We start from the raw sequence: 22686 nt of genomic DNA on the forward strand, positions 1-22686 counted from the left end.
TTAACAAGGGGCTATCGCCACAAAAGGCTGAAGCAGAATACTTCAAAACTTATAACGAGGTGGCCAGTTTTAGTTGACCACTACACTTCCTTGGCCACTCGGATATATCCATCAGAAGGAACTAATCTTTCGCTAGCAATCTCTTAATAAAGTCTTGCTTGATTGGACCTTTTAGATCACTTGCTGAGATGTTCTCAAGGTGAAATGTGTCAGGAATGTCGCGTTCTAATTGAGTCGGTAAATAAAGTGATACCGTGTCTCGTTGCGTATTAAACACACCTATGATCTTCTCTTTTTTTGGGTAGTCTTGTTTACTCGCGGTTAGCCAGTCTTCCATTTCAGGGGTAAAGTGATTAACAAAATCATAAGGCATAGGAAACGATGGGAATGAGAAATCGGTTAGCATTTGTGGTAATTGAGTATCACCAGGTACGATAATCATACTGGTACGAACAGTGCCTTTATAATCATTTTTTTCAAATGGTAGCTCTCCAATCAGTACCATTCTTTCAACCCAACCGGATGTTTTATTGATCACCGCTTTAGCATAAATTTTTTCATCTAATTGCTCGCTTTCTATACGAACGATAAGGGTGCTTTCTAGTACTTTTTCAACCGTCAAGGTTGCCGATTTATTGCCATGAAAATTTTTTATCAGCACTTTTTTGTTAGGCTGTAGAGGAATGGCTTGGTAGAAATTAGGCTGGCTAATAAACTGTTTTAATTGTTCAATAACGTCATTATCTTGGCTCAGTTTCTGCCAAACGTCTTGATTATAAGCATGGAAATTTAATAATTCGCCAGTACTGGTTTCTAACTCAAAACGAAACCCTTGTTCCATTAATTTAGGTAATGGGTTTAATGAGTGGTAGGGATTCGTGCTTGAAAATTGCTGTGATCCCATATTCATATTTAAGTAATCAATTTTTACATCTATGTCGGTACGTTCAGTGACTGCTGTTACATGGTAGTTAATGAGTAAATCGGAGTACTGGCTGATGTTCTGGTCATTGACTTCAATTTCGGTGTCGATAAAAACGCGATGAGCAACTTTTTCACCTAACTTAGGCTTGAAAGTTAGTTGATTGCTTGTTGACGCGCAGCCTACAAGAGATAGCACGAGTATACAGGGGAGTAATTTATTCATATATTTTATAAGGATATGTTGGTTTTGGCGCGTAGTTATAATGCCTTCGCAACTCTAAGTCAAACCAATATCAATTAAAGATCAAGCTGATTCTTAAAGGAGTCAAAAAAGTTTTTAAGTTAAAAGTATTAGATGAAGAGGTGCTTAAATACAGTAGAAAAATGTCAGGATGAGAAGTTATTTAACCTGAAGTGTGGATTAGAGAAATTTGCTCAAAGCGAATCAAAATTAAATTTAACTCATGAATTATATTATTTGTTTGTAAGAGATTTAGGGCTTGCTAGAGAAACGAACCGTTCTATCACCGATCAATAATAGTTGTGATCAGGTGATAGAAGTAAAATTGGAGATAGATTAGTAATCTATTTTAACTTTGTTAGATACCGACTTAGCCATAGCTATGGCAACTTCAACGTTCGAGCCGCGACACAACGCCACACCCAAACGACGACTACCTGCTATTTCTGGTTTACCAAATAAGCGTATTTGAGCGCCTTTCACTTGCGCTAACGCTTCCGATATATTGTTAAAGCGAATGTTATGGGAATAACCTTCTCCTAGGATCACACTTGACGCCGCTGGGCCATATTGTGTGATTTCACCAATAGGTAAACCTAGAATAGCGCGCACGTGCAAGGCAAATTCTGACAAATCTTGTGAAATCATGGTTACCATGCCGGTATCATGAGGGCGTGGTGACACTTCACTGAAGTAAACGTCTTCGCCTTTAATAAACAGCTCTACGCCGAAAAGTCCGTAGCCACCTAAGTTTTCGACTACTTTTGCTGCCATGTCTTGGGCCTTTTCGAGTACGCTGTCAGCCATAACTTGTGGTTGCCATGACTCACGGTAATCACCATCTTCTTGACGATGGCCGATGGGGGCACAAAAGTGAATGCCATCTACCGCACGAACAGTCAGTAGGGTGATTTCATAATCAAAGGGCACAAAGCCTTCAACGATGACTTTACCTTTTCCGGCACGACCGCCTTCTTGAGCGTACGTCCAGGCGATATCGATATCAAAGTCTTCACGGATAACGCTTTGGCCTTTGCCTGAGCTGCTCATCACAGGCTTAACCACACATGGCAAGCCTATCTCTTCGACAGCGCGGTCAAAGTCTTCTTTATTGTCTACGAACTGGTATGGAGAGGTTAGGATTGCTAAGTCTTCTGCTGCTAAGCGGCGAATACCTTCACGATCCATGGTCAAAGACGTGGCGCGTGCAGTAGGCACAACGTTAAATCCCTTTTCTTCAAGTTCGATTAATTTGTTGGTCGCGATGGCTTCAATTTCAGGAATAATGAAATCAGGCTTTTCTTGCTCGATAATGGCTTCGATAGTACTGCCATCTAGCATGTCTACAGTATATGAACGGTGTGCAATTTGCATTGCTGGAGCGTTCTCATATCGGTCTAAGGCTATGACTTCAATGCCAAAACGTTGAAGTTCAATGGCGACTTCTTTGCCAAGCTCGCCCGATCCTAATAATAATGCGCGTGTGGCATGGGTACTGTGTGCTGTCCCTATCATTTGTATTATCCCTTGTGAAAAGTGCGTATATTTTATCTGGATTAATCCGGTAATTATAGCGTTAAGTGAGTTTTACTAAGTCTAAATTGAGGGAATTGAGCTGTTTCAGTAAGCTTAGATAATGTTCGGCCATATTAATCTTTTGCTCAGTTTTATGGGCTAAAATACTGCGTTTAATATCAGTAATGTCATAACCCGAAAAGCGTAGCTGAGAAAGCGCTGATTGCAGTGCAGGTAAGCTGGGGTTGTAGGCAACATTTTCTGCGTATCGACCAACAAATAGCCGCTCGTCAGATGTGATCAATCCAATGGCATGATAGTAACCCGTGTAAGGCGCATAACTTGCATTGGCGTGTTTCACTATTTCGTCGTTCAAAGGGCTTTGGATCGCTCCAGTAAAAGTTTGCAGTGGCTGCTCAAATAGAGTAAATTCATTGCCCAAATCATCAGGGCCAAAGCTATCGGGCAGTAGTTTGGTAAAGGCTATTTGGTCTTTACCCAATACATAAACTTGTAATTGATGAGGCTGGGCTATCTCGCGAATAAATTGGCGACAGTGGCCACATGGACTGGCGTTAACAAACAACTGGCTAATGCCCGTTTCACCATGCAACCAAGCATTGTTGATAGCCGATTGTTCACCATGCACACTTTGACTTAAGGCTTGGCCGGCAAACTCCATATTTGCGCCTATGTATGCTGCGCCGCTATGACCTATCACCAATGCGCCCACGTTAAAATTTGACACTGGGGTGATAGCAAATTTTGCGGCAAAGTTTAACCATTGCGGCAAAGCTTCTGGCTGGGTTTGTATTGGGGCAATTACGCTGGCAGGGATTTGACCACTAAAACTTTGATTACCAAGTGCATTCGTTAGCGCCTGTGCGTCGTTTGGCGAAAGGGTGGTTAAAGCTTGGTTAAAGCGACTATTGTTCATTGCTACCTCGAGGGTTGTTAAGGTAAAAATAGCATATAAAACGCAAAAATGAGTGGCGCAAGAAATGCCATGAGTACAGCACATAATATTAGGGCAAGAGAGGAGTAAGCGCCGTGTTGTTCGCTATGCTCTATCGCGCGAGCTGTACCTAGAGCATGGGCAGCGGCGCCCATGGCTAGCCCTTGTGATGCTTCATCTTTTACGCCTATTCCCTTTAAAAATGGCAAACCTAAAGCGGCGCCGACGATGCCAACAATAATCACCACTGCGGCGGTTAGTGCAGGTAGCCCCCCTAGCGATTGCGTGATGCCCATGGCTACGGGAGTGGTTACAGATTGCGGTGCTAGTGATGCCACTACGCTATGATCAGCTCCTAATAACCAAGCCAAGGGGATCACGATCAGTAATGATGACGCAACACCAACTGTACAGGTAAAGAGTATTGGTTTTAACTGCTTGCGGATTTGCTGTGCTTGCTGATAAAGGGGTAAAGCAAGGGCCACCACTGCCGGCTCTAGCAACCAAGAAAGGGGAGCGCTTCCTGTTGCATAATCGGCATAAGGTATATCAAAGGCAATAAGCAGGGTAATTAAGCTAAGCAGCGACAATAACACTGGGTTAAACAGTGGCAAGGGGTAATGTTGATAGAGTTTTCGAAAGCTGAAAAAACACAGCAAGGTTAGGGGCAATGCCAACCAAAACATATATTAGTCTCTTGGATTTATTCGTTGAAAAACATGGCCAACAATCGCCATCACAATAAAGGTGCCAAAGGTAATACTGGCCAATAATGCTGGCCATTGGGCAATGACTAAATCAAAGTAATTAATTAATCCCACACCAATCGGGATAAACAGCAGGGCCATGTATTTTAACAAATAGTGTGCGCCAGGCTGAACCCAATGCACTTTAACAACCCCAGTATTAAAGCCAATAAATAGCACAAGCATGCCGATGATACTGGCTGGAAAATTAAACGGAAGCAGATAAGCAACTGCTTTTCCACCAACTAAAGCAAGCAAAATAATGGCAAATGCTCGAACAATTGAAAACATAACACAGCGTCTTTCAACAAAGGAGAGAGTGATTGTATAAGAGTCGTGGCTGCTAAGCGACCCGATAATGAATAAGCGAGATTAAGAAAGTGTCATCTCATCGGTTAATTTCTGTTTGCTGTTAACGTTTTGAGCATAATTAGCCTTTGAGATATAGCGTTTTTAGTATTTTAGTTCAACCCCTAAGCTAAATTGGCTGTCACCATAGCCGGGTATTTGCCCTGTACTGTAAAGGGTTTTAACTTGAACGTCGCTATCGACGTCAAAGCTCATGCCAAAGCCAACTGCGATATCTTCTTTCTTTTGATTGATCTGCTTATTCTGACTGTAAAACTCGTACATGGCTTGAGTGTGCGACATTTGACTAAAAGCAATACTATTTTTATCGTACAGTTGACCGAAAACTTCAAATTGAAAATTGTTGCTTGGCGTAGATATCAAAGGTAAAGCCACTAAATCATAAAGGGTGGTGTCGTTGAATGAGCTGCGCGTGATATCTGTGGTGAGTTGCGTTCTATTGTATACCTTAGCGAAGGTATTAGATAAGTCCTGGTATGTGCTTTTAGGCAAGTTAAGTAAGTAGCTTTTGGTTTTTAGAATTTTTGCGTTAAAGCTGTCGCTTTCGTTCGCACTAGCTTGTGAAGATGCCGCACTGAAAACTAACAGCGCCGCACAAGATAATGTGTATTTTAGATTACTCATGGTTAACTCCCCATATACCATGACATCAATATACACAAGGAGTCGGATAAAAAAATATCAGCTTAGTGATTGTTTGAACAGGATCTGTAAATTGGATCACAAATGAGTGAATTTTGCGATCTGGCGGCATACTTTCCATTGTTCTTAATGCTGATTTTTTATCATCATTACTTAAATTGATGAAATTAGGTATTAATATCTATGCTAGCCAATATTTTTTCACTGCGCTCAGTTAAAAGCCTACTATTTTCGTGCCAACTAATGATTGTGTTATTGCTTTCGATAAGCAATGTGGGTTGCATTAACAATATCAACAACTTAAACAAGTCTGATTTTGATATTGAGGCATTAGATGAGCAAGGCTTACTTAATGGCGTGGCGGTCGATTTTGAATTTTGCGTGGCAAATAGTAAGGCCGTGATGGCGCAGATAGCGGCTCGCTATCCTAATTTACAATTTATGACCAGCAGCCCTGGGCGCATAGGTTGTCACGTTCAAGAAGATGGTCAAGGGGAGCAAGTACTGGTGATCGGCTCCACGCTGGTTCCACAATACCGAGAACATTTTAGACAGCTGCTGGCGAGTGATGAAATCACGGCGGTTAAGCGGGTTTATTGGGAATAATTGGTCGTTAAAATAGTTTTGAGTGCAACGTAAATGCACTCAAAAACGTGATCGCTAATCGTTAATTAGCTAGTTGTTAAAAGCTATAACTCACTGGCGTATTGATGAAGCGCCTTGATTATTTTGCACTTGCCTTCATGTTGCTGATGCTCAAGATATAAATCTTCCAACTCACTTATGAATTTAGGGCCTTGCTGGTCGAAGTAGGCTTTACAATGATGTTGCCAGCGCACTAGTTCCTCTTCATTTAAGGTATGTGGGAAATTACGGGCCCGATAACGAAATAGCATTTCAGGTAAGCGCGGATCTGTAAAGTTAAACTCCATTGCCGCTAAGTTAGTGGGGTCAGCATCGCGCACCACGGTTAGTAAGCTTTTATCACCTTGACTCAAAAAGCCTCCCGAGTAAATCATACAGTCAGGATCTTGTGTTTCATTTGGCGTGGGTGGTTGTTGATATACTTCAACTAGTTTTTGTTTCAGCTCAGGGTGTTGCGTTAATAAATTGAGTGATTGACGGCATTGTTGGCGGTCAATACCTAACTCGTCAGCCCGTTGCTCGGTGAGTGTTTTGGCGGTGGCAATAACCGGACATTTATTAGTGTGCAATAGTTTTAATGCGGGTCTTGCGATGCCTTCTGGTAAGTCTTCCGTTTTACTGTATAAATAACGCTGAATTTCTGCCACGCTCATATGCAATAGGGGGCTTAGGTCTTTGTTGAGGTCCACCAGAATAACGGCATTGCGATTGGTTGGATGCCAATCAATGGCTTTTACGTAAGAAGCGCAGCCTTGTAGTGCTGGAAACATGCCAGATACATGCACCAAAGGCGCTTGTTTAATTAAAGACTGGTTAATGATTTCACCGACTTTTGTCTTGTTGCGCAAATTGAACAGATAATCGTATAACTTTGGTTGCGCTTGCTTGATTAACTTAGCCATGGCAATGGTGGCTCGCACATCAGATACCGCGTCGTGGGCACTTTCGTGACTGATGCCATTTTCTTTGGTTAACAATTCAAGGCGAAATGAAGGGACGCCTGAGTCTTGGTCAACGACCCAATTAATGCCTTCAGGGCGCAGCGCATAACAAGCGCGCACCATATCAAGAATGTCCCAGCGAGAATTACCGTTCTTCCATTCACGCTCGTAGGGGTCGTAAAAATTTCGATATAAACAATTACGGGTCACTTCATCATCAAATCGAATATTGTTGTAACCAACCACACAGGTATTAGCTTGGCTCATTTCATTGTGAATTTGCTTGATAAAAGTTGCTTCGTTTACCCCTTTTGCCATGGCGCGTTGTGGGGTGATCCCGGTAATTAAACAAGCCATGGGTTGTGGTAGGTAATCACTTGGCGGCTGACAATAAATCTCGACGGGATCGGCTATTTCGTTTAAGTCGTAATCCGTGCGGATTGCGGCAAATTGCGACGGTCGGTCGGTGGCTGGGTTAAGGCCAAAAGATTCATAGTCGTGCCAAAGCAGAGATGGTGCAGGGTCTATCATGCAAGTCACTTGATTCAAACAGTTAAAATTTATTTGGCATCATACCTGAAGTCAGGGCGTGAGATGATAATTTCTACTCAATTCGTTAACAAAATCTGTCATCAGCGATAATTACGGCTAATCTTAAAGATAGAAAGTGTGCAGGGAGAAGCGTTATGGAACAAATTACCATTGCTAGTTATATGAATAAGCGGCCAGTGACATTTACAGTGGACGATCCCGTCGCTCATGCGGTCGAAAAATTACTGCGTTCAAATCAAATTGGTGGGCCTGTATTAGACGCAGAAAAGAAAGTGATAGGCTGGATTTCGGAGCAAGATTGCTTGAAAAAAATGATTGAGTCCAGTTACCACTGTGAAAGTGCTGCATTGGTTGAAGATATGATGCGTACAGATGTGTTGTCGCTACCCGTTAACGCCAGTATTTTAGATGTCGGTCAACAAATGTTACAGCAAAAACCTAAGGCGTATCCCGTAGTGGACGAAGGACGATTAGTGGGCATTATTACTCGTCGCGACATTCTTAAAGCGATTGATGTGCATTTATCGGCTTGTTACGTTAAAACAGCTTAATGAGGCTTAGTGCAGCTTATTAGTTGGCTGTATTGGGGCATCGCTTTAATTTAAAGGGCTTAACGGCCCTTTGTATTTATCAATTTCTTGATTTCTGCTAGCATCGGCGACCTAAATTTCATGAGGGCCGAGTTTTGTCAGACGCAGTTAACGCACTTAAACAGCAAATTTCCCTTTGTCTTAAAAAAGATCAGTTTCGTTTGTTACGCCGCATGGATGGTGCGCTGAAAAAATCCGCTGGCCAAAACAGCGATAAAATCCTCGAAAAAATAGCGCAAGATGCCAAGCGATCGAGTGCTATTCGCCAATGGCGCAGCGACAACCTACCTAAGGTTACTTACCCCGAAGCATTACCCGTAACGCAAAAACGTGAAGATATAGCGAATGCTATTCGCGATCACCAAGTGGTGATTATTGCCGGTGAAACTGGCTCAGGTAAAACCACGCAAATTCCAAAAATATGTTTAGAGCTTGGCCGCGGCGTGAATGGCTTAATCGGTCATACTCAACCAAGACGCTTAGCTGCACGCAGTGTGTCAAATCGTATTGCTGAAGAGCTCAACAGTGAGCCGGGCAAAACCGTAGGCTATCGTGTGCGCTTTACTGATCAGGTGAGTGACGAAACTTATATCAAGCTCATGACCGATGGTATTTTGCTGGCCGAAATTCAGTCCGATCGTTTTTTGAATCAATACGATACCATTATTATCGATGAGGCCCATGAGCGCAGTTTAAATATCGACTTTATTTTGGGTTATTTAAAGCGTTTATTGCCTAAACGCCCAGATTTAAAAGTGATCATTACATCGGCGACCATCGATCCGGAGCGCTTTTCAAATCACTTTAATGACGCCCCGATCATTGAAGTATCGGGCCGTACCTTTCCTGTTGAAGTGCGTTACCGTCCTCTTGAAGATACGGATGGCGATCAACTTGATGGCATCATGGAAGCGGTAGATGAATTGGGCCGTGAAAGTAATGGCGATATCCTTATCTTTCTTAACGGTGAGCGAGAAATTCGAGATACCGCTGACGCGCTGCAAAAACGTAACTTACGTCATACTGAAGTGCTGCCCTTATTTGCGAGGCTAAGTGCCGCTGAGCAAAACCGGATATTTGCGCCTCATACTGGTCGTCGTATTATCTTGTCGACCAACGTGGCGGAAACGTCTTTAACGGTGCCGGGGATCAAGTATGTGATTGACCCAGGGACGGCGCGTATCAGCCGTTACAGTTATCGCACCAAAGTACAACGCTTGCCTATTGAGGCGATATCCCAAGCCAGTGCGAACCAACGTAGCGGTCGTTGTGGTCGTGTCAGTGAAGGTATTTGTATTCGTTTATACAGTGAGGATGACTATAACAACCGCAGTGAATTTACTGATCCGGAAATACTGCGTACTAACTTAGCCTCGGTTATTTTACAAATGCTGGCATTGGGCTTTGGTGAAATTCAAAAGTTCCCATTTTTACAAGCCCCCGATGCGCGCAACATTAATGACGGTATCAAATTACTGGAAGAGCTTGGCGCGGTTAACAGTCAAGAGCGTGACCCAAGAAAACGCCTAACCATGATCGGTCAGCGTCTGGCTAAACTGCCTGTTGATCCACGTTTAGCACGAATGATATTAGCGGCGCAAGATTTTAACTGTGTAAATGAAGTGATGGTGATTTCGGCGGCATTGAGTATTCAAGATCCGCGTGAACGGCCGCTGGATAAGCAGCAAGCTTCTGATGAAAAACATCGCCGCTTTCACGACAAAGACTCAGACTTTTTAACTTTTTTAAATCTTTGGCAATACCTCAAAGAGCAGCAAAAGTCCTTGTCTGGTGGTCAGTTTGGCAAAATGTGTAAGAAGGAGTTTTTAGCCTACATGCGGGTGCGTGAATGGCAAGATATTTACACTCAGATCAGGCAAGTGATCAAAGAGCTCAATATTCCCATTAACACAGAGCCTGCAGACTACGATGCCATTCATTGTGCGTTGATCCCAGGCATGTTGTCTCACCTTGGCTTTAAAGATAAAGACCAAGAGTATTTGGGCGCGCGTAACAGTAAATTCTTTTTATTTCCCGGCTCTGGCTTATATAAAAAGCAACCAAAATGGCTATTGGTGGCTGAGCTGGTTGAAACGTCGAAACTTTATGGCCGCATTGGCGCACGCATTCAGCCGGAATGGATTGAGCCACTGGCGCAACATTTAATTAAGCGCAGTTACAGTGAACCCCATTGGTCGAAAAAACAGAATGCGGTCTATGCCCTTGAAAAACAAATGCTCTACGGCATTCCTGTGGTGGTTAACCGCAAAGTATTATATTCCGACATTGACCCTCAATTATGTCGTGAGTTATTTATTCGCAGTGCGCTAGTGGAAGGCGAATTTGACACTAAGTTTGAATTCTTCAAGCAAAATCAAGCGTTGCGTTTAGATATTGAAGAGTTAGAGCATAAGTCGCGCCGCCGCGATATCTTGGTTGATGACCAAGTATTATATGAATTTTACGATAAAAAAATTCCCCAAGACGTGGTGTCAGGCACGCACTTTAATGCTTGGTGGCGTAAACAAAGCAAACGCTTGCCGGAATATTTAAACTTTGAGCGTGAGCAAATGATGGCGCATGACGCCGAGCACATCACCGGCAACGCTTACCCAGATTTTTGGCACCAAAGCGGCTTTAAATTGAACTTGGATTATCACTTTGAGCCTGGCGCAGCCGATGACGGTATTACCCTTAATGTACCATTGGCAATTATTAACCAGTTAGAAGACAAAGGTTTTGATTGGTTGATCCCCGCGCTGCGTGAAGAGCTGGTGGTAAGTTTAATTAAATCATTACCTAAATCACTGCGCCGAAATTTTGTCCCGGCGCCAAATTATGCCAGTGCCGCGTTAGCGAACATGTCACCGGACGATGGTCGTTTAACAGACAGTTTAGCAAAACAACTGTTGCGTATGACTGGCGTGCGAGTGGAGCCCGATGCGTGGGATCTCAATGCCATTCCTGAACACTTACAAATGAAGTTTAAGGTGCTCAATAAAAAAGGCAAGGTACTCGCACAAGGCAAGCAGCTAGGTGAATTGCAATTGCAATTACAAGGCGAAGTACAACAAGCCTTGTCGACGGTAGCGGATAAAGGCATAGAAAAAACGGACATTGTGGAGTGGAATTTTGGCGAACTCAAAAAAGAGTTTGTTAAAGATCACGGTGGTTATGAGGTGAAGGCTTTTCCTGCGCTGGTGGATAAACGCAGCAGCGTGGCCATTGAGTTATTTGACAGTGAGGAGAGGGCGCGACAAGCCAGCCGTATCGGCATGCGCCGTTTGGTGTTATTAAATGTACCTTCACCGATTAAGTACTTGCAAAAATCGTTGCCAAACAAAGCCAAATTGGCCATGTACTTTACGCCATTTGGTCAGGTAAAAGACTTGATTGATGATTGTATTGCCGCTGCTGTTGATACCTTGTTGGAAAAACGCCCACTGCCAAGAACTGAGCAAGAATATGAGCAAGCAAGAGAGCTTGTTCGCGCTGAGCTAAACGAGCAAACCTTAGCCATTGCTAATGTGGTTGAGAAAGTGCTAACCGCTGCCAGTAGTGTTAACAAAAAGTTAAAAGGCAAGGTGGGGTTAGATATGATCATGGCCCATGGTGATATTAAATCGCAACTAGAGGGCTTAGTTTATAAAGACTTTGTTAGTGACATTGGCTATAGCAAGTTGCCGGATATTGAACGTTATTTAAAAGGGGTTTTACGCCGCTTAGAAAAACTGCCAATTGACCCCAGTAAAGATCGCTTGCATACCTTGGAAATAGAAGGGCTGCAAGCCCAGTATCATTCCATTATCAAAAGCTTACCTAAAGGCGCTGCGATCCCAGAGCAAGTGGTTGAGTTACGTTGGATGCTCGAAGAGCTGCGGGTATCTTTGTATGCTCAGCAACTAGGCACCGCTGTGCCAGTGTCAGCCAAGCGAGTAAAAAACCTGATCAACGAAATAAACGAGTCGCTTCGTTAGCCTACCTTAAGAAAACTTACACGCATTAGACTTTAGTCTAGTGCGTGTAAGCTGCTGATATATAAATTTTATTTACTAACTCGTGAATATTAATTCACATTTAGTGAGCATATATGTAAAATAATTCTGCTATTTTACGGCTAAACGCTAACTTAGAGTGGCTTTTAGACGGCTAAAACGGTAGGATACCTGCGAAAAAAGGCTAGCATATGGGCTTTTTTCAAAATAATAAAAAATATATAAGAAAGTGATGTAAATCCCATCCTTATTAAACCGCAGCGGTTATATCGAATAATTATCTGTGGAGATTGGTTTGCGACAGTGAAAGGATTTTTCAACTGTGGGCAGACTTTTTAGGAATTCACACCGAAATCCGGACGAAGTCCGATAGCTGTAAGTAGGTGTAAAAATTTCAAACAATAAAAGCTTGGGCAAATAATCGCCTTGGTTGGCTTTTGCCTGTTTAATTGGAAGGACGTGTCTATGACAAATAGAGAACAGAGCGCACAGGGTCTATATGTGCCAGAAATGGAACACGATGCATGTGGTATCGGATTTGTTGCTCATCTAAAAAACCGTAAGTCTCATGAGATTGTAACGCAAGCCCTAGACATGTTAGCTCGTATGGAGCACAGGGGTGGACAGGGTTGCGATCCTTGTAGTGGTGACGGTGCAGGTATCTTACTGCAAAAACCACATGAATTCTTAGTTGAGCAAGCGCTTAAAGAAGGGATTACCCTTCCTGCATTTGATCAATACGGCGTGGGTGTTGTGTTGTTTCCACAAGATGCAAACCAGCGTCAGCAGTGTCGCGAAATTTTAGAGCGTAACGTAGAACGTTTAGGCTTGAAAGTAATTGGTTACCGTGAACTGCCAACCGACAACTCTATGTTAGGCGCGGATCCATTAAGCACCGAACCGCATTTTGAACACGTATTTATTACCGGCGGCGCGGATTGTGACCCAGCGGTACTAGAGCGTAAATTATACGTGCTACGTAACTACACAGTACGTATCTGTTTAGAGTCTGTTTCTGGTATTGAAGACAACTTCTATATCAACTCGTTCTCTTACAAAACGATTGTTTACAAAGGTCAGTTAACCACTGAACAAGTACCACAGTACTTCCTTGATTTACAAAACCCAGGCATGGTAACGGCACTGGCGTTAGTACACTCTCGTTTCTCAACGAACACATTCCCAAGATGGCGTTTGGCTCAACCATTCCGTTACATTGCGCACAACGGTGAAATTAACACTGTTCGCGGTAACATTAACTGGATGAAGGCGCGTGAAGCGATCCTTGAGTCAGATTTGTTCAGCCAAGCTGAAATCGACATGCTACTACCTATCTGTAAAGACGGTATGTCAGATTCAGCTAACTTCGACATGGCATTAGAATTAATCGTATTGTCTGGCCGTTCATTGCCACACGCATTAATGATGATGATCCCAGAAGCATGGCAAGAAAACAAAAACATGGATCCTGCCCGTCGTGCGTTCTATCAGTACCACGCGAACATCATGGAACCATGGGACGGCCCTGCATCAGTTTGTTTCACTGACGGTGTACAAGTAGGTGCAACATTAGACCGTAACGGTCTGCGTCCATCACGTTACACTGTGACTAAAGATGATTTCCTGGTGATGGCTTCTGAGTCAGGCGTGGTTGAAATTGCACCAGAAAATGTTGAATACCGTGGTCGTTTACAACCGGGGCGTATTTTTGTTGCTGATTTAGAGCAAGGCCGCATTATTTCTGATGATGAAGTAAAAGACGGTATTGCAAAATCTAAGCCTTATGAGCAATGGATTAAAGATAACCTCATTACCTTAGACTCACTACCAGCAACAGCAAATAGCTACGAGCAACCTGCTGCTAACGTATTGTTGCACAAGCAACAAGCGTTTGGTGTTACGTCTGAAGAATTGAACGAAATCATTGTGACCATGGCAGGCACCGCAGGTGAGCCACTAGGTGCAATGGGTGCTGACTGGCCTCTAGCCGTGCTATCTCACCAGTCACAGCATTTATCACACTACTTTAAGCAATTGTTTGCACAAGTAACTAACCCGCCAATCGATCCGATTCGTGAGCGCATGGTTATGTCACTTAAGACTTACTTAGGTAAAGACCAAAACTTATTGGCTGAAACCCCTGAGCACTGTCATAAGATTGAACTTGAGTCACCGGTTCTATCTAACGCGCAATTGGAAAAAATTCGCAGTGTTGATCACAAACATTTACAAGCTAAGACACTAGATATCCTATTCACCGCCAACGGTGAACCTGGCATGCTAGAAAAAGCGATCAATAAAGTTTGTCGTTATGCGCAAGATGCAGTTGAGGAAGGTTACTCAATCATTATCCTTTCTGACCGCAACGCTAACTCAGATCACGCCGCTATTCCTGCCATGCTGATTACTGGCGCGGTACATCACCACCTTATTCGTAATGGCCTACGTGCTAAAGCAGATATCGTTGTTGAGACGGGTGATGCGCGTGAAACACACCATTTCGCTACCTTAATCGGTTACGGTGCAAACGCAGTCAACCCTTACTTGATCCTTGAGACCATTGTTGAGCTGCAAAAACGTAAGAAATTGGATCCAAGTGTTGCTGCTGACAAACTGTTTGAAAACCTACGCAAAGCGGTAGATAAAGGTCTATTGAAGATCTTCTCTAAAATGGGTATTTCAACGGTTCAGTCATACCACGGTGCACAAATTTTTGAAGCCCTAGGTGTGAGCAAAGCCGTTGTCGATAAATACTTCACTGGCACCGTAACACGTATCCAAGGTCTGTCTATTGATGACATCGCAAGCGAAACCTTAGTACGTCATCGCTTTGCTTACCCACTACGTGAAATTCCGGTTAAAACACTGGATGTAGGCGGCGTCTATCAATGGAAACAACGTGGTGAGAAGCACTTGTTTAGCCCTGAGACTATCTCATTGCTACAACAGTCTACGCGTAACCGTGATTACGGTATGTTCCAGCAATACGCTGACGCAGTAAATGCACAAGGCGACAACGCGGTGACACTGCGTAGCCAATTTGTATTTGACCAAGCTCAGCTAAAACCAATTTCAATTGATGAAGTTGAATCTGCTGAAAACATCCTAACGCGTTTTGCTACTGGTGCGATGTCGTTTGGCTCTATCTCTCACGAAGCGCACTCAACCTTAGCGATTGCGATGAACCGTATTGGCGCTAAGTCAAACTCGGGTGAGGGTGGTGAAGACCCAGTACGTTTTGAACCTAAAGCGAACGGCGATTGGGAACGTTCTGCAATCAAACAGGTTGCTTCAGGTCGTTTCGGTGTTACCTCTTACTACTTGACTAACTGTGATGAAATCCAGATCAAGATGGCACAAGGTGCGAAACCAGGTGAAGGTGGTCAGCTTCCAGGTCACAAGGTTGATGACTGGATTGGTGCTACACGTCACTCAACACCGGGTGTAGGTCTTATTTCACCACCGCCGCATCACGATATTTACTCAATCGAAGATTTAGCGCAGCTGATTTTTGATTTGAAAAACGCCAACCGTAAAGGCCGCGTTAACGTTAAGTTAGTATCAGAAGCGGGCGTGGGTACCATTGCATCAGGTGTAGCGAAAGCGAAAGCAGACGTGGTACTGATTGCAGGTTATGACGGTGGTACTGGTGCATCACCTATTTCATCTATTCGCCACACGGGTCTACCGTGGGAACTTGGTCTAGCTGAAACACACCAAACGCTATTGAAAAACGGTCTGCGTAACCGCATCGTGGTTCAAGCTGATGGTCAGATGAAAACACCGCGCGATTTAGCCATTGCCACACTATTAGGTGCGGAAGAATGGGGCGTAGCGACTGCAGCACTTGTGGTTGAAGGTTGTATCATGATGCGTAAGTGTCACTTGAACACCTGTCCTGTTGGTATCGCGACACAAAACAAAACATTACGTGACCGTTTTGATGGCCGTGTTGAAGACGTTGTTACTTTCTTCCAATACATGGTGCAAGGTTTACGTGAAATCATGGCTGAGCTAGGTTTCCGCTCAATCAATGAGATGGTGGGTCAATCACACATTCTTAAAGTGCGTGAAGACATCAAACACTGGAAATACAAAAACCTAGATTTGAGTGTTGTATTGCATAAAGCATTACCACGCGACGAAGACGGTATGTACAAGCAACGTGACCAAGACCATGGCTTAGACACGGTACTTGACCGCAAGCTGATTGAAGCGGCGCAACCGGCCCTACTTGAAGGTAAAGCGGTTAACGCTGAGTTTGACATCATCAATACTGACCGTTCAGCCGGTACTATGTTGTCTAACGAAATCTCTAAAGTTTACAAAGACAAAGGCTTACCACAGCCAATGCATGTGAAGTTTAAAGGTAGCGCGGGCCAAAGCTTAGGTGCATTCCTAGCCAAAGGTGTGACGTTTGAAGTTGAAGGTGACGCAAACGACTACTGGGGTAAAGGCTTATCTGGCGGTACGTTAGTACTGTACCCAGATGCGAAATCGACCATCGTTGCCGAAGATAACATTGTTGTTGGTAACGTGTGTTTCTACGGTGCAACCTCGGGTGAATCTTTCATTCGCGGTATGGCGGGTGAGCGTTTCTGTGTTCGTAACTCAGGCGCCAAAGTGGTTGTTGAAGGCATTGGTGACCACGGTTGTGAATACATGACTGGCGGTGTGGCAATCATTCTAGGCAGCACTGGCCGTAACTTTGCTGCGGGTATGAGTGGCGGTGTGGCATACGTTTACGATGTTAACGGTGACTTTAAGTCTAAGTTAAACGACGAACTGGTAGACCTAGACCCACTAGAAGCTGAAGACGTTGCTTTACTGAAAGACATGATCACTAAGCAACATAAGCTAACTGGCTCTGAAGTAGCAGAGCGCTTCTTAAACGACTTTGAAACAAGTCTTAAGAAGGTGGTTAAAGTGATGCCACGAGATTACAAAGCCGTTTTACTAAGAAGAAAAGCGGAAGTAGAGCAGAAAGAAGCGGAGGCCGTATAATGGGTAAGCCAACTGGATTTCTAGAACATGGTCGTGAACTACCAGGAAAGGTATCAGTTCAAGAGCGTATTAAAAATAACGATGAGTTTGTCAAGGATGCTGAATTCGGCGCAAAAATCCAAACACAGGCTTCTCGTTGTATGGACTGTGGTGTGCCTTTCTGTCACAGCGGCTGTCCAATCGGTAACATCATTCCTGAGTTTAATGATGCGGTTTACCGTGACAGTTGGGAAGAAGCTTGGGATATCCTAAGCTCAACCAATAACTTCCCTGAATTTACGGGTCGTGTATGTCCTGCTCCTTGTGAAAGCTCTTGTGTATTGGGGATTAACCAAGACCCAATCACTATCTGTAACATTGAGAAAAACATTGTTGAAACGGCGTACGCTAAAGGCTACGCCAAGCCAAAGACACCAACATCACGCACCGGTAAAACCGTTGCTATCGTTGGCTCTGGCCCTGCTGGTTTAGCGGCTGCCGAGCAGCTTAACAGCGCTGGTCACACGGTCACTGTGTTTGAACGTGATGAGAAAGTGGGTGGTCTACTGCGCTTTGGTATTCCTGATTTCAAACTTAGCATGGCGGTTATCGATCGTAAGATTGATTTAATGGCACAAGCAGGTGTGAAATTTGAAGTGAATGCGCATATCGGTGTTAACGTCGATGCTAAACAACTGCGTGCAGACTTTGATGTGGTATTGCTAACAGGTGGCTCAACTGTGCCACGCGATCTGCCAATTCCAGGTCGTGAGCTAAAAGGCGTACACTTTGCCATGGAATTCCTTGGTCAAAACAACCGCCGCGCTAACAACATGGATCTTAAGGGTGAAGAAATTCACGCCAAAGACGACCATGTAGTGGTTATCGGTGGTGGTGATACTGGCTCTGACTGTGTGGGTACCTCTAACCGTCATGGCGCAGCAAGTATTACCCAAGTTGAAATCATGCCGATGCCACCAGAGAAGCGTACCGAGAATATGCCTTGGCCTTCTTACCCTATGATCCTTAAAACATCGACTTCTCATGAAGAAGGTGTGGATCGTAAATGGTCTATCCTAACTAAAGAGTTTATCGGTGATGAAAACGGTAATGTTAAAGAGTTAGTGGTTGCGGATATCGAATGGGAAGAAGCTAAACCAGGTCAGCGTCCAGGCTTTAAAGAAATTGAAGGTTCAGTACGTTCAATTCCTTGTACTAAAGCGTTCTTGGCAATGGGTTTCTTACACCCAGAGCCAACTGGCGTGATTGCTCAGTTAGAAGTTGAACTTGATGAGCGCGGAAACGTTAAAACTGATGGTTTCCAAACCAGTCAAGCAGGTGTATTTGCAGCGGGTGACATGCGTACAGGTCAATCTTTAGTGGTACGTTGTATCAATGAAGGTCGTGAGTCTGCACGTGCAATTGATGAATTCTTAATGGGTAACACCAACCTAGAATGTATCAATAACTCACTGATGCGCTCAGCATAAAATAATTTTAAGTAACACCAGTTCCAATTTTGCCAGTCCGAAGGGACTGGCTTTTTTGTTTCTGGCGCTATCTTTTTAATAGGAGTTGTGTTGAATGAAGCTGAGTAAGCGATTAACTGCGATTGCTGACCATGTGAATTTAGCTTACCCACATATTTGGGACTGTTGTTGCGACCATGGCTATTTGGGACGCGTTATTCTCGATAAGGTGCTAGAGCAAGAAAAACCAGCCAAGGTACATTTTGTCGATTGTGTTGCCAACATTACCGCGCCATTGCTCTCGCAATTACAGCAACAAGGCATTGATAGTCGATATTGGCAAGTACATTGTATTGATGTGGCAGATTTGCCATTGCAGCCATTAATCAACCAACGCCATTGTGTGGTCCTTGCAGGGGTGGGGGGAGAGCTTACTTTACAGCTAGTTACGGCATTACTGGAGCAGTTTCCAGATCACGATATTGAATTTGTGCTTTGCCCTGTGCACCATCAATATGCACTGCGCCAAGGTTTGATCGCGTTAGATTTAAAATTAGTGGCCGAGCAGTTAATTGATGAAAATGGTCGCTTTTATGAAATTCTGGTAGTTAATAAGCAAGGCCAACACAGATTATATGAAGTGGGGAGTTTGATGTGGCAACACACAGAATCAAGACATTTAGCGTATCTTCAAGCAAAAATTAAGCATTATCAGCGTTTAGGCTTGGGTGGGCAGTCGAGTACAGGTATCATAACCGCTTATCAGAACTTGTTAGCTAACCTTGATTCGCCATTAAAATAGAATTGAACTAGCGCATTAACAGCAAGTGTATTTCTAAGATTGGAATTGTTATGAGTTATATTGCTTTAGCTGAACATAAAAAAGCGTGGATCTTCAATCGTCAAGATCTGCCGATTAGTGACCAAGATAAAGCCCAAATTAAACCGATGCAAGCAAGCCGCGCGGCGAACTTTTGGAACATGACCATCAGTAAACAAGTTGATCACCCTGATTTTTTTAAAAAAGGTGATTGGCCATTTGCAATGCAAACCTGGCATGACCAAGGTGAGTGGGAGACGGTGTGGGACAGCGATGAAACCGCACTGCCTGAAATGATAACCGATCATCTTAATTGGCAAGGCAACACCACGGTTTTTTTCTGTAGTGACCGCTACAGTATTATTGAAACCACTTGGGAAGTGTTTCAACGTTGTTGGAAAAACTTTTTATTTCTCGACGACGGTACCTTGCTCATCGGCAAAAAACGTGAACAAGTGGTGCAATTTATGTCTAATGGCACGTTTCGGATTGGTGTTAAGCCTGGCTCGTAACGTACTAATATCACAACTATTATTTACAAAATTATTAATACCTGTCGCTAATTCTTCACTCATTTTGCATTTTTTTGTCAACGGTTGTTATTAGTGTTCCTTGCTCTATTAAAGCAAGGAGCACAAAATGAAACGCCCAAGTTTATCCAAATTCGCTTTATTAACCGCTGTATTTACAATGAATGCACAGGCGAATGTCCTTTTTACTGAATATGTTGAGGGCAGTAGTAACAACAAAGCCATCGAATTAACCAACCTTTCCACCACCGCCGTCGACTTATCTGAGTTTCAAGTTACTCTTTTTTCTAATGGTAAAACCACTGCTACGGTAAGCCAACGTTTATCTGGCATGCTTGCCCCTGGTGCAAGTTATGTGATTGCTAACGCTCAAGCCCAATCTGAACTAAAAGAGAAAGCGCAGCTTTTATCGGCAGTGACCAACTTTAATGGCGATGATGTTTTAGTGCTTAGGCAAAATGACTTGACCATCGACCGGTTTGGCCAAAAAGGAACCGATCCGGGCAGTGCTTGGGGCAATTCAAACATTAGTAGCAAAGATCGCACGCTACGTCGTCTTGAACAAGTACAACAAGGTGACACTGATGAGTTAGCTGATTTTGATTTATCGCTGCAATGGCAAGAGTTCAGTAAAGATGAGTTTGCAGGACTCGGTTGCAGTGGTTTAACCTCTTGCTCTGACACTGGCACCCCAGTGGTGACTTTAGGAGAGTGTGGTGATGTGGCCACGCCCCTTAATCAAATTCAAATTGCACAAGATACTAGCCCATTTAAAGGTAAAACGGTCGAAATTGAAGGCGTCGTGACGGCTGCGTTGCAAGGCAGTGAACAGATGGGGGGCTTTTACGTGCAAAGTTTAACCGGCGATCGCGGTCTATTTATTGCCAATGCTGAATACAATGTAAGTCCCGGTCAACACGTGCGCTTATTGGGCGATGTAGCCGAGGTTTACGGTAATACCCAGTTAAATGACATTCAAGGCATGCGTGATTGTGGTGAGCAGGTTGTGCAAGCGGCTGACCTAACTCTGCCATTAGACCAATCATTAGAGTTACTTGAAGGGCAAATGGTCACACTGAACCAGCCTCTTCACGTTACCTTAGATTATAACTTCAGTCGTTATGGTCAAATTTGGTTATCGTCAGGTAAAGTGTTCCAGCCAACCGATCGCTACCCAGCCAATTCTAGCGAAGCGATTGACTTAGCTAAATTTAATAAAACAAATATGCTGTTAGTCGATGATGGCTCTAGCAAACAAAATCCAGAATTAATCCGTTATTTCCCGCAATTATCTGCTGAGCAGCCACTGCGTAGTGGTAGCCAGGTTAATCAAGTTACTGGCGTCATTCATTACGCTTATGGTCAATATCAGTTGATCCCAACTGCAGATATTGAATTTATTGATGCCAATCCAAGAGCCGCGCAACCTACCTTAACTGAGCGCGGTAACCTAACGCTAGCAAGTTTTAATGTGCTTAATTACTTTGTTAATTTAGCCACCGAAAAAGGCTCGCCATATCGCGGTGCTAACTCTGCTATTGAGCTTGAGCGTCAACGCGACAAAATCTTCTCAGCCCTGCAAGCCATTGACGCTGATGTGTTTGGTTTAATGGAGCTTGAAAATAATGGCTTTGGCAGTGACAGTGCAATACACGACTTAGTCAGTGGCTTGAATAATCAATTGGGCGCAAATCAATATGATTATATCCGTCCTGCACAAGACCGTGTCGGGGCCGATGCAATTACCGTGGGCATTATTTACAAACCTAGCCAAGTGAAGCCAGTGGGCGATGTTGTCTTGTTAACGGCTTATCCATTTGATGAGCAGACACAAAAACACCGTATCCCAATGATCCAAACCTTTGAGCATTTGGCTACAGGTGAACAGTTCACCGTTGCCGTGAATCACTTCAAATCGAAAGGTAGCAGCTGTGACAGTTTAGGCGACCCTGATTTGGGCGATGGCCAAGGTAACTGTAATGGTTTACGCACCGATGCCGCAATAACGCTGGCACAATACATCAATGATAATATTGGCGGTAATGCAGTATTAATGGGTGACTTTAACGCTTATAGCCAAGAAGACCCGATGCTGACTTTTGCCGACTATGGCTTTAATACTGTTACCCTGGCCGAGGATTCGTACTCTTACTATTACGATGGTCAGGCTGGCAGCTTAGATCATGGTTTAGTTAACGAGGCGCTGGCTGGAAAATTGGTGGCAGCAACGGATTGGCACATCAATGCCGACGAGCCAAGAGTGCTAGATTACAATGTTGAGTATAAATCTGACGCACAATTACAGCGCTTCTATGCACCCGATGCTTATCGTTCATCCGACCATGATCCTGTGGTAATGTCATTTGCACTAGAGCCTGCCAAGGCGAAAGTAGAATTTGCGCAAAGTGATCTTTGGCTAGATGAGTCAGTGGGAATGATAAAAATTCCAGTCAAGCAAATGGGTAAGCTATTAGGTGCTAAGGCAACCGTGCATTTTGAAACGCACTGGGGCACAGCCGAGGGATGGAGTGATTACACTAGCCCATATTGGGGGCGATTAGTATGGCTGCCACAGTCAGAAAATGGCGCTAAACAAGAGCAACAGTTTATTGAATTGACCATTAACGATGATCAACTTGTTGAAGGCATAGAAAACTTTACGCTGAACTTGGTTTACAGTGAAGGTGTAGCATTAGGTAAGCAACAACAGTTAACGGTACATATTAGAGACAATGACTGATAGTACTGACAGCCAATAATTAGTCATTA

General features: G+C 43.8%; 15 protein-coding genes. 8 read left to right on the forward strand and 7 right to left on the reverse strand.

The window, feature by feature from the left end; all coding sequences use genetic code 11:
- Window positions 1-121 precede the first annotated feature (121 nt).
- From Q4519_RS11640 to Q4519_RS11665, 6 genes are all read right to left on the reverse strand, one after another.
- Window positions 122-1147: a hypothetical protein gene (locus Q4519_RS11640; protein WP_303512393.1), complete on the reverse strand. Its 1026-nt coding sequence runs from the start codon at window positions 1145-1147 to the stop codon at window positions 122-124.
- Window positions 1148-1501: 354 nt separating this feature from the next.
- Window positions 1502-2680 carry a formate-dependent phosphoribosylglycinamide formyltransferase gene (gene purT / locus Q4519_RS11645; RefSeq protein WP_232799597.1) on the reverse strand — a complete coding sequence of 393 codons (1179 nt, stop codon included), beginning with the start codon at window positions 2678-2680 and terminating at the stop codon, window positions 1502-1504.
- A 61-nt stretch (window positions 2681-2741) separates the two neighbouring features.
- Window positions 2742-3617, reverse strand: coding sequence for a cytidine deaminase (cdd, locus tag Q4519_RS11650; RefSeq protein ID WP_303512397.1), 876 nt, complete (start codon window positions 3615-3617; stop codon window positions 2742-2744).
- A 17-nt stretch (window positions 3618-3634) separates the two neighbouring features.
- Window positions 3635-4321, reverse strand: coding sequence for an LrgB family protein (locus Q4519_RS11655; RefSeq protein ID WP_303512399.1), 687 nt, complete (start codon window positions 4319-4321; stop codon window positions 3635-3637).
- 3 nt (window positions 4322-4324) lie between these two features.
- Window positions 4325-4672, reverse strand: coding sequence for a CidA/LrgA family protein (locus tag Q4519_RS11660; protein WP_232799594.1), 348 nt, complete (start codon window positions 4670-4672; stop codon window positions 4325-4327).
- Window positions 4673-4834: 162 nt separating this feature from the next.
- Window positions 4835-5374 carry a hypothetical protein gene (locus Q4519_RS11665; RefSeq protein ID WP_303512403.1) on the reverse strand — a complete coding sequence of 180 codons (540 nt, stop codon included), beginning with the start codon at window positions 5372-5374 and terminating at the stop codon, window positions 4835-4837.
- A gap of 201 nt (window positions 5375-5575) precedes the next feature.
- On the opposite strand from Q4519_RS11665, the gene Q4519_RS11670 reads away from it, so the two are divergent.
- Window positions 5576-5998, forward strand: a complete 423-nt coding sequence (locus Q4519_RS11670) for a hypothetical protein (RefSeq protein WP_303512405.1) — start codon at window positions 5576-5578, stop codon at window positions 5996-5998.
- A gap of 83 nt (window positions 5999-6081) precedes the next feature.
- Here Q4519_RS11670 and sbcB read toward each other — a convergent pair whose 3' ends face one another.
- A complete protein-coding gene (sbcB, locus tag Q4519_RS11675; RefSeq protein WP_303512408.1) occupies window positions 6082-7509 on the reverse strand; it encodes an exodeoxyribonuclease I in 1428 nt (475 codons plus the stop codon).
- A 155-nt stretch (window positions 7510-7664) separates the two neighbouring features.
- Between sbcB and Q4519_RS11680 the strand changes: the two genes are divergently transcribed.
- From Q4519_RS11680 to Q4519_RS11710, 7 genes are all read left to right on the forward strand, one after another.
- Window positions 7665-8081, forward strand: coding sequence for a CBS domain-containing protein (locus tag Q4519_RS11680; protein WP_232799590.1), 417 nt, complete (start codon window positions 7665-7667; stop codon window positions 8079-8081).
- Window positions 8082-8215: 134 nt separating this feature from the next.
- Window positions 8216-12097: an ATP-dependent RNA helicase HrpA gene (gene hrpA / locus Q4519_RS11685; protein ID WP_303512411.1), complete on the forward strand. Its 3882-nt coding sequence runs from the start codon at window positions 8216-8218 to the stop codon at window positions 12095-12097.
- Window positions 12098-12580: 483 nt separating this feature from the next.
- On the forward strand, window positions 12581-17119 hold the full coding sequence (gene gltB / locus Q4519_RS11690; protein ID WP_232799589.1) for a glutamate synthase large subunit: 4539 nt from the start codon (window positions 12581-12583) through the stop codon (window positions 17117-17119).
- Window positions 17119-18588 carry a glutamate synthase subunit beta gene (locus tag Q4519_RS11695; protein ID WP_232799588.1) on the forward strand — a complete coding sequence of 490 codons (1470 nt, stop codon included), beginning with the start codon at window positions 17119-17121 and terminating at the stop codon, window positions 18586-18588. Before gltB ends, Q4519_RS11695 begins: the two co-directional genes overlap by 1 nt.
- Before the next feature lie 94 nt (window positions 18589-18682).
- Window positions 18683-19369: a tRNA (adenine(22)-N(1))-methyltransferase TrmK gene (locus Q4519_RS11700; protein WP_303512415.1), complete on the forward strand. Its 687-nt coding sequence runs from the start codon at window positions 18683-18685 to the stop codon at window positions 19367-19369.
- Window positions 19370-19419: 50 nt separating this feature from the next.
- Entirely contained in the window at window positions 19420-19899 is a 480-nt protein-coding gene (locus tag Q4519_RS11705) for a DUF2947 domain-containing protein (RefSeq protein ID WP_232799586.1), read from the forward strand.
- A 127-nt stretch (window positions 19900-20026) separates the two neighbouring features.
- Window positions 20027-22657, forward strand: coding sequence for an ExeM/NucH family extracellular endonuclease (locus Q4519_RS11710; protein ID WP_303512417.1), 2631 nt, complete (start codon window positions 20027-20029; stop codon window positions 22655-22657).
- Window positions 22658-22686: the final 29 nt, after the last annotated feature.

The organism is Motilimonas sp. 1_MG-2023 (assembly GCF_030547455.1).
In the GTDB taxonomy this organism is placed as follows: domain Bacteria; phylum Pseudomonadota; class Gammaproteobacteria; order Enterobacterales; family CBDFNC01; genus Motilimonas.